The organism is Paenibacillus sp. FSL P4-0184, from assembly GCF_038004625.1.
Taxonomy (GTDB): Bacteria; Bacillota; Bacilli; order Paenibacillales; family Paenibacillaceae; genus Paenibacillus_AQ.
On the sequence record NZ_JBBORN010000002.1, the window covers coordinates 261,452 to 277,098 of the forward strand.

Below are 15,647 nucleotides of genomic sequence, written 5' to 3' on the forward strand. Positions count from 1 at the left end.
GCATAAAGTTGTTATGGGTTATTCTTTCTTTAAGGCGAAGTGCAAACATTTGTGTGGCTTTTTATTTAAAATGTGACCCAACGCATAATCACTTTATTTAGATCGTCTAAATTTAAGGTATTCATTTTTTTTTTTTTTAACTTTTATAATTTGATTCAAATCCTCTTTTTTGTTTGGCAGCCATAATAAAATAAGGTTGTTGATAAACATTATCAATCAAACATTGGAGGTTAAAGAAATGAGTACACAATTCAAAAAAATCGCCGAGGATACTTACTGGATAGGTAAAATCGATAACCGCCAGGTTCCATTTCACCGCCTGATTCTGGCAAAAGGAACTACCTATAATTCTTATTTATTAAAAACAGGTAAGCCGACTGTCATTGATACCGTAGATATGGAATTCGGACGTGAATATGCCGAGTGTCTGGGTGAAATGATTGATCTTCTAGATATCCATTACATTGTAATTAATCATACAGAGCCTGATCACTCTGGTGGACTGGCAGCACTCGCCGCCAAGGCTGCAAATGCCACGATCGTATGCACCGAGATTGCTGTTCCCGAATTGCAGGAAATGTACAAGCTTCATAGCCGGAACTTCCTGGTGGTTAAAGACGGAGATAAGCTGGATATTGGCGGGAAAACGCTGCTGTTTAAAGAAACACCGTATCTCCATACCGCTGAAACGATGATAACCTATTGTATCGAAGATCAAATTTTATTTCCTTGTGATATTTTCAGCACGCATGTTGCGGTGGAAAATCTATTCAGCGATGAAGCCGGGTTTGATATTACGGAAGATTTCCAGGGCTATTACGCAGCTATTATACATCCTCATAGAAGATATGTAAGAACACTGTTAGAGGCGGTTAAGGATCTTGAGATCCGGATGATCGCTCCTTCCCATGGGTTTGTGATCCGGGAGGACATACGTAAATATATCGAGATGTACGCCACATTGAGCCGCGAAACGACGCAAGGAAAAAAGGCAACGATCGTATATACCACCATCAAGAACAGTACTAAGAAGATGGCCAAAATTATACAAGATTGCTTGCAGGAAAATAATATTGAGACAGAGGTCTGGGATGCAGATAAAAACAGTGCCAGCGATATTCTGAACAGCATAACGTCAGCAGACGCTGTCTTTATCGGCAGCTCCACTAAATACGCAGATATGATCGGGAACCTAGAGAATATTCTGAAAGAATTGCACCATATGAACCTGGAAGACAAGCTTGCTGCCGCCTTTGGCTCCTACGGTTGGAGTGGCGAGGCTATTGAGGTTATTCAGGATTATTTGAACGGAACAAACATGATGGTGCAAAGTACTTCGGAGGTTATTAAATCCACAGGGATGACACATGTAGAGTTTCCTGTAAGAATCAGATTTTCCCCAAAAGAGCCGGAGAAAGTTCAAAAAATTAAAAATGCGGCCGAATTTGTATCAGATTTGCTACTCAGTTCATTTTAGGGGGAGGAATATTGGATGACGAAACATTACGTTATTGTTGGCAGCGGAGTAGCCGCCGTCCATGCCGCCAAAGCTATCCGTGATCAAGACGCAGAATCGGAAATTACGATACTGGGAGAGGAAAACCAACTCCCCTACAACCGGATTAAGCTGACCAAAGGGCTGTTTACCGACCTGCACAGTGAGAAGGTGCTGATTAAAAAGGAAAAATGGTACCGCGATAATCGTATATCCGTAAAAACCTCGACCCGAATCCGTTCTGTCCACCCGGACCGGCAAATTGTTGTGACAGAAGATGGGCAGAGTGTTTTTTATCATAAGCTTTTACTGTGTATGGGAGCGAAGAATCTTACACTTTCCCTCGAGGGCTCCGGCCTGAATAATGTTCATACCCTCCGGGACATGAATGACGCGGACAGATTGAAAGAAAACCTGCAGGATGGCAGCCATGTAGCCGTAATCGGTGGGGGAGTGCAGGGAATCGAAACCGCTTGGGCGCTGCATGAAGCTGGATATCAGGTAACGGTGATCGAAGCTTTTCACCGATTGATGGGTAGACAACTTGATGAGAAATCCTCACAGCTACTTAAGGAGAACCTTGAAGAAGCAGGTGTGAAGGTTATTCTTCAAGCTGATGTAGCGTCTATAACAGGAACTGAATATGTTACCGGAATTACGCTGGATGACCAATCTCATTTTTCCTGTGACCATGTAGTCTACTCCATTGGTATTGTACCGAATACGGAACTGGTAAGTGGCTCGAATATTCAAGTCCGGCAGGGCATTATCGTTAATGAACAAATGCAAACAAATGATCCAAATGTGTACGCTGCTGGAGATGTGGCTGAAATTAACGGGCATGTGGAAGGACTGTGGGGCGGAGCGATTGAGCAGGGCCGGATTGCCGGCAGTAATATGGTCGCCAATCTGACGGCGTATCGTAGAGCTGTTCCGGTTACCTTGTTTAACGCCTTTGGTATCTCTTTATTTTCGATAGGCGACGTAGATGAACGATATTGCGATACGGTGGTGAGCGGAGATGACAATGGGGCGTATACGCGTGTCTATGTGAAAGATAACACAATGATTGGTGCGATATCCTGGCAAGGGGCAGCTGCTTCTCTGGGGTATAAAACCGCTGTGGAGCAAGGCATCCCCCTTATGGGGGTCGATGTTAACGGGAGTAGCATAGTGGAAATTATGGCTGAAGTTCAAACCAGATTGAACTAAACTATTAACTTTTTAGGAGATGACAAAGATGAAAAAATATATCTGTCTACCATGTGGTTATATTTATGATCCGGCAGTAGGCGATCCCGATGAGGATGTTGTTGCAGGCACTGCATTTGAAGACTTGCCTGAAGATTGGGTCTGTCCGGTATGCGGTGAAGATACCAGTCATTTTGCGCCGGTTGAAGACAAAAAACTTCTGTATCCTAAAGGAAAATAGGAGTTGTACAAAAAAATGAACAACAGGGGGAAGTTATGAAGGAGTATTCTTGCCAATACGCTGCTGAACCTTGTACCCGCAAGGTGCCTATTTTTGCTGCGTTAAGCGATGACGATCTCTCCCGGATCAGCGCCATGATTAAGCATCGTAAGTTCACTAAAGGTCAACCTTTAATTCTGGAAGGGGCGCCGTCAGATACGCTCTACATTATTCAGCGAGGGCATGTTAAATTATCCAAAACAACTCCTGAGGGCAAAGAACAAATTTTGCACATCTTAACGAACGGAGACTTTTTCGGGGAACTGAGTATTTTTAACAGCGATGAGTTGAGTAACTTCAGTGCTTATGCTCTGAAAGACACTAACATTTGCATGCTGACCCGAACGGATATGGAGCGGCTGATGAGGGATAATCCGGATATTTCGCTCAGGCTACTGAAGAGTGTGACCAAAAGACTAGCCCATACGGAAAATCTGGCGCAAAGCCTGGCAACCAAAGATCCCGAAATACGAATTGCTTATATGATCATGGAACTCAGCGACAAATATGGTAAGCAGCGTGGCGCTCATATTCATATTGACCTTCCGTTGTCTCGTGAAGAGCTGGCCAGTTATGTTGGGGTCACCCGCGAAACCATTAGCAGAAAATTCTCAAGGTTTGAAGATTCAGGTCTTATTGAGCTAATCGGAAACAAGCAAATGCTCATTATAGATCCAGCCGGTTTGGAGAGTTATATGGGGTATTAAAATAGTAATTAAAAATCTAAAATGATAAAGCGGCATTTCTACCATAGATTATGGTAGAGATGTCGCTTTTATTTCAGGGGCTCGCTTGAATTGCAGCTCGATTATTACTGGTTATACCCTAAAGAAAACACAAGCTCACTCATAGAAACCCCATATTGCAAGCGCTTTATTGTAGGTAGAATGAGGTTAGATTCATTCACTATTCGAGGAAATGGAGGAAAGCTGATGCCACATATTGAGATTAGGATGTACGAAGGCCGAACGAGTAAGCAGAAGGAGGAGATCGTTACTGTATTCACGCGGGAGTTATCCCGAATTATTGAACGGGAGGAACAGTTTATTACCGTCGAATTTCAAGAAATTCCCTTAGATGAGAATGCTCCAGCGAACCTGCTGAAAAAAGGACCTATAGGAAACGGTTATGAAGGCTAAGTTAACCGGGATTGACCTTATTAACTACAAAGCCGACACTAGAAGGTCCCTGCTATCAAACATGTGGAAATTCAGAGCGCTTTATGTGATCGCGATCCCCGGGATTTTGTACTTTATCATTTTCAAGTACTTGCCGTTGGCCGGGTCAGTGATTGCGTTTCAGAACTACAACATTTTTAAAGGCTTTACAGGCAGTGAATGGGTGGGGCTTGAGCACTTTAAGACCATGTTTCAATACCAAGATTTTGGAAGAATCTTAAGCAATACGATCCTGCTAGGCTTGTATGATCTCTTATTTGCCTTTCCGGCTCCGATATTGCTTGCGCTCCTGTTAAATGAGCTACGGCTTGTGTTTTATAAACGTTTTTTGCAAACAGTGGTTTATATGCCCCATTTCTTATCCTGGGTAATTGTGAGCGGCATCGCCTTGGGCATCCTCTCCCCTGGAACGGGGATTGTGAATCAAGTTTTACAAACCTTCGGCTTTGAACCGATTTATTTTCTTGGTGAAAATTCATACATCCGCACGATTTTGATCAGTTCCGGTATTTGGCGAGATTCCGGGTACGGTACGATTATTTATCTGGCCGCGTTGGCAGGAATAAACCCAGATCTTTATGAGGCTGCTGAAGTAGACGGAGCCGGACGCTGGAAACAAACCTTATCCATTACGCTGCCGTCTCTGATACCGACAATTATGATTTTGTTCCTTCTCCATATCGGGAGATTTCTTGATCTTGGCTTCGAGCGGGTATGGGTATTCCTGAACGCGCTTAATACCGGGAACGGGGAGATTCTGGACACTTATATCTATAAGGCGGGGCTGCTGTCTCAGCAATACAGTTATACAACAGCAGTGGGGCTATTCAAGTCGGTAGTTGGACTCATTCTGGTGCTCATCGGCAACATTTTGAGCAAGAAAACAACCGGTGAATCGCTGTATTAATCGCTCTTTATGGAGGTAGGGATGATGAAAGTACGCTATACTCGCGGCCAGAATCTATTTAATGTATTCAATCTTTTGTTTCTGACCACCCTAGCTTTGGCTATGTTTCTGCCGTTTCTGAATGTAATTGCCCAGTCTTTTAGCAGCTCTGAAGCAATTATTAATGGCAGTGTAGGTTTGCTGCCAAAGGAATTCACAGCGATTAATTATCAGTACGTTTTCAGCGATCATGCCATTTGGCGGGCGTTTGGTGTCTCTGTCTATATTACGGTACTGGGCACTGCCATCAATCTGATTGCAACAGCGTCTCTTGCTTATCCGGTGTCGCGACCGGAATTTGTAGGACGCAAATACATCGTCATGATAGTATTGTTCACTATGGTATTCAGCGCCCCTCTTATTCCGAACTTTATCCTGATCAAAAATTTAGGGCTTATGAACTCCCTGTGGGCACTCATGATACCTGGCGCCATCAGTGCTTTTAACTTTTTCGTGATGAGAAGTTTCTTTATGCAGCTCCCTCAGGAGCTGATAGATTCCTCCAGAATCGACGGGTGTGGCGAGCTGCGGATCATCATCAATATGGTACTGCCGTTATCCAAACCAGTAATGGCCTCATTGGGGATTTTCTACGCCGTCGGACACTGGAATACGTACATGAGCGCTCTGTATTATATCAACAAGCCGGCCTTATGGCCTCTGCAGGTGATGCTGAAGAAGCTCTTCGAGACGGATGATATCAGCGTTGACCCGGCTTCCTCAGTCTATAGTTCTTTGGCTCATACTTCACCTGAGGGCATCAAAATGGCTGTTATCATTGTCGCTACTATTCCGATTATCATGATTTATCCGTTTCTTCAACGCCATTTTGTTAAAGGAATGATGGTCGGATCCGTCAAATCCTGATCTAATATAGTGTGGTAGAATAGGAACGCGTTAAGCGAGACGAATCGGAAGGTGGTATCCATGGATGAGATGTGTATTAATCGTAGACGACGAGCCCATGATTCGAAAGGGACTGTCTATCATGATCCAGCAATGCAGCGAGCATCCGTATAATATCAAGCTGGCTCAGAATGGCGAAGAGGCAATTCAGCTCATTATGGAGGAACAGCCGGATTTTCTTTTTACAGATATCCGTATGCCCAAAGTAGACGGACTGGAGTTATGCCGGCGGTTGTCGGAGATGGGGACGGATATTCAGACTGTTGTCATCTCGGGTTATGGGGATTTTGAATACGCCCGCCAATGCGTGTCCTATGGAGTGAAAGAATATCTCCTGAAACCCGTGAGCAAAGGGAACCTTCAAAATGTGATCGCCAAACTGGAAGCGTATAGAAAGAAGCTGGAGAGTTTTGTTTCTGTCGCTAAGCTTGATGAATGGGTCATGGGTATGGATGATGCCATCTGGACCTTGGATAAAGAAAGGTTGTACCTTGTACTACAGGAATGGGAAACTGACTTCCTCCAGCGCAAGATGAGCCGAAGTCAGCAAAAAGAGCTTCTGGAAGAGGGCTACGCCTTGCTCGTGAAGAAGCTCCTTGTCAATTCGGTCATACCCGGTAAAAGCGTGTTAAACTTGTCCGCAGCAGCTGGACCTGAACAGTTATTCCACTGCTTCGCAGAAGCGTCAGCAGCTATTTTGGAAGAGCTCCGTAGAAAGCGCAAGGGCAAAGCGAAGGACCCGATAGAGGAAGCTAAAGCATTCATCGAAAAGCATCTCGCCCAGGAAGTATCGCTGGAGGAGGTGGCGGAAGTGCTTGGTCTAAATGCCTCTTACTTCAGCCAGATGTTTAAACACTCGACGGGAGAGACCTTTGTACATTACCGCATTAAACGTAGGATGGAGAAGGCCAAAAGGTTGCTTGCCGATGCAAGCTTTCGGATAACCGATATTTCCTATGAGGTCGGGTATGCAGACCATCCTCATTTTACGAAGACATTTAAAAAGTTTACCGGGCTGGCTCCTTCTGAGTATCGCAACCAGCTGGGGATCGATTGATGAGAAAAAGTCTGTCGAACAAGTTGTTTGCCTCCTTTTTGACCGTCATTCTTCTCTCCTTGTCCATGGTTGGATTTATCTCCTATTTTCAGGCTTCGGCTGAGCTGGATAAATCTTCAGAGAAGTCCATTGCCCAAGTCATCCGAAGCGCGTCCTATCAAACAGATCTGTATTTGCAAAATTATGAAAAGGCTAGCGACTCCATCCTGTCCTACAATCAAGTCAAAGAGTTCCTGGATATGGACCCGGAGGATAGCTACTCCTACTATCAATATACGAATGACATACAGAAGTATTTGTTTCGATCTTTGTTTATTCTGTATCCCCAGATTAATCTGATGTACGTTATCGGTGAACAGGGCAAGGCCATTAGCGACGATAACTTAAATCAAGCGCATAGCCTGAAGTTTCATCCGCAGGAACGCTACCGCTTCTTAAGCGAACATACGCCGGAGAGCGGCCGCATCACCATTCTCAACACGAATCTGATGAATGAAGGGGATAAGAACATTATTACAATGGTCCGCCGGATCAGAGGAGTCGCTTCCTATCGCCCGAAAGGTATAGTAGCCATTGAATTTAAGGCAGAGGATCTGGCCCGCATATGGGAACCTCTTGATCTGGGACAGGGCGGGTCCTATTTTATCATGGACGAATTCGGTAAGCTCCTATACCGGGCAGAAGGAAACAAGAACTATCCTGAGTTATCTGCTGAGCACATTCAGAACGTATTTCAACACCCAAATGACTCTGTCATGGAAAAGATAGGCGGGAAAGAGTATTTGTTCGTGTCGAGAAAATCCGATTATTCCAATTGGCAGCTTGTAGTATCCATACCGGTTGGCGAGCTACGCAAGCCTATTTCTACCATTCGTACGACCACACTGGTGGTGGGGGCTCTTACGCTTGTTGGCACACTATTGCTTGCCATCTGGTTCGGACGATCCATCACGAAGCCGATCCTGATTCTTAAGGAAGGGATGAGGGAGACGGAAAAAGGCAAGTGGCGCAGGCTTGAGATGAACGGTCGTCAGGATGAGCTGGGGGGATTGATGCGTAGCTACAATCTCATGGTGACCCGGTTGTCTGAAATGATTGAGCGGGTATACGAAGCGGAGCTTACAACCCAGAAGGAGGCTCTGGAGCGTCAACAGGCTGAATTCCAAGCACTCCAGCTGCAGATTAATCCACACTATCTATATAACACTTTAGAGACTATTAAATGCTACGCGGTTGTTCAGGATTCGGATGAAATTACAGAAATAGTGGAAGCTATGGCATTTATGCTGCGCTACTCTATTCAAACCAACCTGGAGGAGATTAGAATTGCCAATGAGCTTAATCATGTATTGAGCTACATGACAATTCTCAAACACCGGATCGGCAGGGAGTTCGAAATCGACGTTGTGATTCCACCGAAGCTGCTACTGGCTAAGATGGTCAGGCTGACACTTCAGCCCTTGATCGAAAATATTTTTCAGCATGCATTTCCCGAGGGAATTGAAGACAGGCATTATATTCGAATTGACGCCAGAATTGAGGGAGATCGGTTTCTAGTTTTCGTAGAGGATAACGGAGCAGGGATGTCACGTGAACGGCTTGTTAAACTTCGTGAGAAGCTGAATCTGAATCAGCTGGCGGATACGGAAGGAGATTCCCTCTATCATACCGGTGGGATCGGGCTCATGAATGTGCACCGGAGAATTCAAATGGTGTTCGGTGAACAATACGGATTAAGCGTCGAAAGCGTGGAGAATGAGGGAACTCGGTTGATCTTATCCATGCCTGCGGAGTGAGAAAATAGATATGTTCAGACAAGACTATTACTAGGAGGAAATTAGCAATGAAAATTGACTTAACGGGTAAAATTGCGCTTGTTACAGGGTCCAATGCAGGGATAGGCCGGCAAATCTTGCAGACCTTGGCTGCTTCCGGCGCAAAAGTGGTTGTAAACTATTTGCTTGGTTCTGCGGAGGAGACGGTCGAAGGAATCCGTCAGGCCGGAGGAGAAGCTTATGCTTTTCAGGCAGACGCAACAAGTCCAGCCCAACTGGACAATATGGTGAAGGAAATAGAGGAGCATTTTGGCGGAACCATCGATATCCTCGTCAACAATGCGGGCGGTATGATCAATCGGGTCCCCAATACTGAAATGAACGAAGAACATTACAATAAGGTAATGGACGTCAATTTTAAATCATGCGTGTTTGCCTGTAAAGCTGTAGCAGCGGGAATGATTGCCAAGAAAAGCGGAAAAATCATCAATGTATCTTCCCTCGCGGCACATGACGGCGGCGGACCGGGGGCTTCCGTTTATGCAGCAGGTAAAGCTGCAGTATGGTCTTATACCAAGGGACTTGCCAAAGAGCTGAGTCCTCACGGAATTAATGTAAACGCTATCTCGCCCGGATTTATCGGTCAGACCGCTTTCCATGCCACCTTTACCGCGGATGCGGCAAGACAGGCGACGATTGCGAAGATTCCGCTGGGCCGGGAAGGTGTCCCACAGGATGTGGGCAATGTGGCACTCTTCCTCGCTTCAGAGCTGTCGGATTATCTGACAGGCGAAATTATTGAAATTAATGGAGGCTTGTTCATGCGATGATGAACCTTAAGGAGAAAGCAGATACTTTTTCCTGGGTTGGTCTCGAGGTGGATAAATTGAAAATGGAGCTGGAACCCTTCTGGAAAGAAGAGATTCTGCTCCCGACAGAACCCGGTGGTTGGTGGCACCAATATGTGTGTCCCCAGCATCATACTGAGCTAATCTTCGATGCTATGGAGCAAGATGCGGTTGTCTTTTCTTGCCCGAAGGGCTGCAAGCTGGAAGGTGAACCCTACCGGGGAGCATGGTTGGTATACCGGCATCAGGCGATGGCGCGATATGCACTGCATGCTGCCGCGGTATTCGCCGCAGACGGGGAAGACTTCTATAGCGGCTTAGCCCAGAAGATTCTTGTCGGATATGCAGAGCAGTTCCCCTTGTATCCGGTACATCCGGATGCTCAACCCTGGATGCTCAGTGGCCGTGCCTTTCATCAGGCGCTGACAGAGGCTATCTGGTCCACCACGCTTATTCGGGCCTATCTGCTGCTTGTGGATCATGGAGTAACGTTCACTGGGGAGGAAGAGGTAAAGCTGCAAGTGTTCTTCTCGATGCTGGAGGAGAGTATGGAGCAATACCGCCACATCCTCATTTACGAGAAGAAGAATGCAGAGAACAATTATACCGCATGGCTGAACGCTAGCCTGGCTTGTGTATATGCCGCCAAAGGTACCAGAGAAAAGCTTGCTTCTTTGCTGGAGGGAGAAGGCGGATTCTATCATCATCTGTCCATTGGCGTTAAACCAGATGGCTTTGAATTTGAGGGCAGCACGTACTACCATATTTTTGTATTGCGGGCGTATCTCATAGCAGCCGAGATGTCCGGGCGCTTCGGGGTTGACCTCTATGCTGCCAAAGGTGATCAAGGACAATCTATCCGTGGCATGTTTCAGTTGCTGGTAGAGCTTAGCGGCGATAACGGGGAGCTTCCGGCCGTACATGATGGTCCTTATGCGCGCGTGCCTTTCGCCCGAGAAATTGCTGAAGTATTTGAAATAGGAAGTTCGGTTTACAAAGAACTTAACCTCCAGCCAATACTGGCGAATGCTTATAGGTATCTATACGGGCAGGGAGAACGGACTGGTCTGGAGGCGGTGCTGTACGGAGTAGGTGAGAGTAGGGCGCTTCAATCCACTTATACGGTGAGGGACTCTGTCCTACTGTCGGATTCAGGATTTGCCGTGCTCCGCCACCCTGGCAATCCGCTGTCCGTTCTGGCAGACTTCGGTGAGCACGGGGGATCGCACGGGCATTTTGATAAGCTTCATATCACGATTATGCACCGATGGGGGGAGGTTGCTCCCGAGCTGGGCATGGTTCCTTATGGATCTGTTTTGCGGAAGGAATGGTATTCCGAAACCGCGAGCCATAACACGGTTACCATCGGAGGTCGCTCCCAAGCTCCACATAAGGGAAGCTGCTGTCAATTCCGTCAGGAAGGCAATGCTACGTACTTATGGATTCGCTCAGACGGCGCCTATGAAGGAGCTGTTCTAGACCGGCATCTTGTATTGGCCGACTGTTGGCTGCTGGATTGGTTTCATGTTGAGCAGGTGACGGAGCGGGATCAGGAAGTAGACTTATGGTTTCATCCGACGGGACATTTGCTGTTACCGTTCGCCCCTCACCTTGTCCAGAGGGACTTTCCGACACTCCTTGGTCTGGAAGCGGGTTATGGCTCAGTAGAAGTACTGTCCGTAATGAAAAATGAGACGGATTGTGCGTTAAATACGGAGTGGAATATCCGTTATGATGGAGTGAGCACCGACCGGGAGTATGAAGTATCCACGAGTACCCTACTGGCACCCGGCTCCATTATGCATGAAATTTGCACACCGGGTAATGCCGAAGACCCGAGTAGATTGCTACGAGGTATTATGCTTCGGCACAAAGGTCCGTCGGTTGATTTTATTACGGTTTATCGGGACGGTCACGAACCTGCTGTATTGAAGCTTGTGAGTCAAGCGGGCGAACCGCCCCGAATCCAAATAGCAACAACTGGGCAACGAATTGACTATTGCCTTGACCCTAAAGCGGGACTGATTCAGGAAGAGTCCCGGAATACGGAGGAGTAGAGATGTTAGAACCTTTATTTCAACCTACCAGCGGCCTACTTGACCTGTCTTATGGACCAGATGAACATACAGATGTTGGAGAGAATCCTCCGCGGTTTACTTGGATGCCTGCTTGCCTGGAAGAGAGTATGTATGAATTGCAGATCTCCTCAAACTCAGAATTTGAACCTGAAGGCACGTTGACCTACAGTCGAATTCCCTATAATTTGTTTACCCCGGATAAGCCGTTGGTGCCCGGCTCGTATTATTGGCGATACAGTCTTATTGGGGAGAATGATATCCGTTCCGAGTGGAGTAAAGTAAGAGCTTTTGTGGTGGAGGATGACTTGCCGTTAACGCCACTGCCCTCCCGAACAGAACGATATTCAACTGTTTCCGCCAACCATCCGCGGCTTTGGCTTCAAGCGGAACAACTTCCGTCTTACCGGGAAGTTGTCCGCCAAGACCCCATTTCCACAGGCTGGGATGACTTCCTGAAGCATTCCGTTCTACCCTGGACAAAGCGCGAGCTTATTCCCGAGCCTGCACCGTATCCAGATAATAAGCGTGTCGCCACACTATGGCGGCAGATGTATATGGACTGCCAGGAAGTTTTCTATGCTGTCCGGCATCTTGCTATAGCTGGAGTTGTGTTGGAGGACGAGGTGCTTATCGCCAAAGCTAAAGAGTGGCTGCTTCATGCTGCTAGCTGGAACACGGATGGTACCACCAGCCGGGATTACAATGATGAATGCTCCTTTCGCATAGCCGGAGCGTTGGCATGGGGTTATGATTGGCTTCACGGCTCTCTTACGGAAGAAGAACGCCTTAAGGTAAGGCAGGCGCTACTGCGAAGAACCGGGCAGATCGCATTCCATGTCATCGAACGTTCCCGAATCCATCAAGTTCCTTATGACAGCCATGCTATCCGCTCTTTATCCTCTGTACTCGTCCCCTGTTGTATTTCCATGTTGGGTGAGGAGGAGAAGGCGCAGGAATGGCTTGATTATACGCTGGAGTACTTCTCCGCCATGTATACCCCATGGGGTGGCAAAGACGGCGGGTGGGCGGAAGGTCCGATGTATTGGACCACTCAGATGGCGTTCGTTACGGAGGCGCTCAATTTAATTCGCAAATACATGGCAATCAATTTCTATGACCGTCCTTTCTTTCGCAAAACCGGTGATTTTCCGCTCTATTGCTTCAGTCCTGATACCGTGAGGGCCAGCTTCGGCGATCAATCGTCGCTGGGAGATCCGGTCAATCTCAAGACGGGCTTCAATATCCGCCAATTTGCCGGTTTAACCGGAAATGGGCAGTACCAGTGGTATTTTGAGCAAACTAAGGAACTGAACCCTGATACCCAGATGATCTTTTATAACTACGGCTGGTGGGATTTCCGGTTCGATGAGATGGTTTATCGCACGGATTATCCGCAGATTTCTTCAGAGCCACCGGTGGCTGCAGAACCTCTGAAGTGGTTTCAGGATGTAGGATGGGTGGCCATGCATCATCGGATGGAGGATCCGCAGGAACATATCATGCTGTTGACCAAGAGCAGCCGTTACGGCTCTGTGAGCCATAGCCATGGGGATCAAAACGCCTTCCTGCTGCATGCCTTCGGCGAGCCCTTGGCTATTGAAAGCGGTTATTACGTTGCATTCAACAGTACGATGCATATGCAGTGGCGCAGGCAGACCCGCTCCAAGAACGCAATTCTTATTGACGGCAAAGGCCAATATGCTGGCACGGACAAGTCGAAGAACATGGCAGCCTACGGCAAGGTGTTGAAGGCGTACAGTACGCCCGGAATCAACTACACGCAAATGGATGCCACCGAAGCCTACCGCGAGAATGTACCCTATATCAAGCGTTATGTGCGGGAAATCCATTTCTTTGATAGCGCTTACTTTGTTATCACAGACAGTGTTGATCTGGAACGTCCAGGAAAATTGGATTGGCTGTTTCATACGCTTTATCCTATGAAGCTGAAGGATCAATCCTTTAAAGTAAATGGCAAAAAGGCTCAAATGGCGGGCAGATTTGTCTATAGTTCTTCGGGGGAAATGACACTTAGCCAAAACAATCAATTTACCGATGTAGATCCCAAGGAATGGGAAGGGCTGCCCGAGCATTGGCATTTGACTGCCTCTACCCAAGAGGCTGTAAGTCATCGGATCGTCACTCTTCTAATTCCCCAACAATCGGGAAGCCGGGATTACGTATCGTACTTTATGGACGATCAAGACCATGGGGTGCATGTCTATTTTACGAATCAGGGGATTACCCACCGTGTAGAGATTCCAAAAGCTTATTAGTCTTAAAATATCTTCATTTTATGTATGACACCCCATTGTACAAGGAGAGGGTTATATTATGAAAAAATGGATTGGCATCTGTCTGGCTACCTTAATGGGTGCTACCGTTATTGCAGGTTGCTCGAACAAGGACAAAGAAGAGACTGCCGGAGGTTCGTCAAATACGCCGCAGAAAACTGAATTCTCGATCTCGATGCGGACGCTGGCTTTTAACTATGTGGAGAAATCCCCCGACTTGAATAAGGACAAATGGGTGAAAAAGCTGGAGGAGATGACAAACACAGACTTGGATATTGTGTTGGTTCCTCATAAAGAGTTCGAGCAGAAAATGGTGCAGATGTTCGCCACTAATGATATTCCGGATGTCGTTCAAGGCTCGGGCGGCGTAAATGGCAAGGAAATGGCTGGTTCCGTTGAAGCTGGTGTGTTCATGCCCTTGGATGATCTGCTGCAGCAAAACGGCCAGAACCTTTTGAAAGTAATCCCGAAGGAAGCTTGGGAGAACGTCACCTATCAAGGAAAAATTTACGCAATACCGGAGTTTCTGTCCAATCCATCCCGCCGTGCGACTTGGATTCGTAAGGATCTGCTGGATCAAACCGGCTTGCAGATTCCAAAAACGGTTGATGAGTACTTGAATGTGTTACGTGCCTTCAAAAAGCTGGGGATAGAGAACCCTTATATGGGCCGTCAAGATTTCAAATATGCTGATGCGTTCTTTGGCGCTTATGATGTTTTTCCGTACCTGACTATGTTCGAGGAAGTAAATGGCCAGATTCAGCCGAAGTTTATGGATAGCGAAAATATGATGAAGGCGTTACAAACCTACAACACCATGTATACAGAGGGTTTGATCAACAAAGAATTCGCTACTATCAACCCGACCAACTACAAGAATGCGATCCTCTCAGGCAAAGCCGGTATGTGGACGATGAATGCAAACGAACTTCTACAATGGGAGCAGCAATTGAAGGCTTCAACGCCATCCGCCAAGCTGGAGATTATTGCTTCGCCAGTTGGACCTGACGGAAAAGGGGGTTCCTATTTGTACGGCTCCGCTACGCGCACCTACTTTATCAAAGAGGGGACGAAGAATGCTGCGGATATTGTGAAATTTTTTGACTGGATGCTGAGTGAAGAGGCAGAAACCTTCTTTACCTTTGGGATCAAGGATGAAACCTATAAGGAAGAGAACGGCAAAATCGTATACACTTCTCCTACGGATTCCGTTGCTGTAGATGAGGAGCGTTACCGTCAGTCTTTCCTCTGGTTGGTGCAGGATACTACGTATAACAAGGGTGCCCTTAATACGACAGAAGAAGGCAGAAGCTTGATCAATGTATATGATACTATTCTGGCTAATGAAGGCCGTGATGGAATTCAATTCGACCCGCGGCTTGATGCCTTGGTGAAGAATCCAGACATTGCACCTAACTCGGACACTGCTCCTCCGGTGCTGCTGACGCATATGGTAAAGATGGTATATGGGAAGGAGCCTATCAGCGACTGGCCGAAGGTTGTAGAAGAGTGGCTTTCCAAAGGCGGCAACGATGTCATCAAAGAAGCTACAGAAAAGTATAATAACAAAGTAGGCGTTACCATGCCACGCAGATAAAT

Annotated in this window: 13 protein-coding genes; all 13 read left to right on the forward strand. The window is 46.8% G+C overall.

What is annotated here, in order from left to right; translation table 11 throughout:
* Positions 1-238: 238 nt before the first annotated feature.
* The 13 genes from MKY52_RS22905 to MKY52_RS22965 all read left to right on the forward strand — a co-directional run bounded on the left by MKY52_RS22905 (position 239) and on the right by MKY52_RS22965 (position 15,645).
* Positions 239-1,477 (forward strand): FprA family A-type flavoprotein, encoded by a 1,239-nt coding sequence (locus tag MKY52_RS22905; protein WP_341053691.1) that lies wholly within the window; start codon positions 239-241, stop codon positions 1,475-1,477.
* A 15-nt stretch (positions 1,478-1,492) separates the two neighbouring features.
* On the forward strand, positions 1,493-2,707 hold the full coding sequence (locus tag MKY52_RS22910; RefSeq protein ID WP_341053693.1) for an NAD(P)/FAD-dependent oxidoreductase: 1,215 nt from the start codon (positions 1,493-1,495) through the stop codon (positions 2,705-2,707).
* A gap of 28 nt (positions 2,708-2,735) precedes the next feature.
* Positions 2,736-2,927, forward strand: a complete 192-nt coding sequence (gene rd / locus MKY52_RS22915) for a rubredoxin (RefSeq protein ID WP_149643966.1) — start codon at positions 2,736-2,738, stop codon at positions 2,925-2,927.
* A 35-nt stretch (positions 2,928-2,962) separates the two neighbouring features.
* On the forward strand, positions 2,963-3,673 hold the full coding sequence (locus tag MKY52_RS22920) for a Crp/Fnr family transcriptional regulator (RefSeq protein WP_188114448.1): 711 nt from the start codon (positions 2,963-2,965) through the stop codon (positions 3,671-3,673).
* Between the two features lie 225 nt (positions 3,674-3,898).
* A complete protein-coding gene (locus MKY52_RS22925; protein WP_149643967.1) occupies positions 3,899-4,105 on the forward strand; it encodes a tautomerase family protein in 207 nt (68 codons plus the stop codon).
* Complete coding sequence (locus MKY52_RS22930) at positions 4,095-5,051, forward strand: ABC transporter permease (protein WP_341053695.1); 957 nt, start codon at positions 4,095-4,097, stop codon at positions 5,049-5,051. Before MKY52_RS22925 ends, MKY52_RS22930 begins: the two co-directional genes overlap by 11 nt.
* A 24-nt stretch (positions 5,052-5,075) precedes the next feature.
* Positions 5,076-5,957, forward strand: coding sequence for a carbohydrate ABC transporter permease (locus MKY52_RS22935; protein ID WP_149644547.1), 882 nt, complete (start codon positions 5,076-5,078; stop codon positions 5,955-5,957).
* Between the two features lie 64 nt (positions 5,958-6,021).
* Positions 6,022-7,053, forward strand: coding sequence for a response regulator transcription factor (locus MKY52_RS22940; RefSeq protein ID WP_341053696.1), 1,032 nt, complete (start codon positions 6,022-6,024; stop codon positions 7,051-7,053).
* A complete protein-coding gene (locus MKY52_RS22945) occupies positions 7,053-8,849 on the forward strand; it encodes a cache domain-containing sensor histidine kinase (protein ID WP_341053697.1) in 1,797 nt (598 codons plus the stop codon). The genes MKY52_RS22940 and MKY52_RS22945 overlap by 1 nt, the downstream gene beginning before the upstream one ends.
* A gap of 47 nt (positions 8,850-8,896) precedes the next feature.
* Complete coding sequence (locus MKY52_RS22950) at positions 8,897-9,658, forward strand: SDR family NAD(P)-dependent oxidoreductase (RefSeq protein WP_076283149.1); 762 nt, start codon at positions 8,897-8,899, stop codon at positions 9,656-9,658.
* Positions 9,655-11,733, forward strand: a complete 2,079-nt coding sequence (locus MKY52_RS22955; protein ID WP_341053698.1) for a heparinase II/III domain-containing protein — start codon at positions 9,655-9,657, stop codon at positions 11,731-11,733. The genes MKY52_RS22950 and MKY52_RS22955 overlap by 4 nt, the downstream gene beginning before the upstream one ends.
* Positions 11,734-11,735: 2 nt before the next feature.
* Positions 11,736-14,030: a DUF4962 domain-containing protein gene (locus MKY52_RS22960; protein ID WP_341053699.1), complete on the forward strand. Its 2,295-nt coding sequence runs from the start codon at positions 11,736-11,738 to the stop codon at positions 14,028-14,030.
* A 58-nt stretch (positions 14,031-14,088) separates the two neighbouring features.
* Positions 14,089-15,645: an extracellular solute-binding protein gene (locus tag MKY52_RS22965; protein ID WP_341053701.1), complete on the forward strand. Its 1,557-nt coding sequence runs from the start codon at positions 14,089-14,091 to the stop codon at positions 15,643-15,645.
* Positions 15,646-15,647 lie beyond the last annotated feature (2 nt).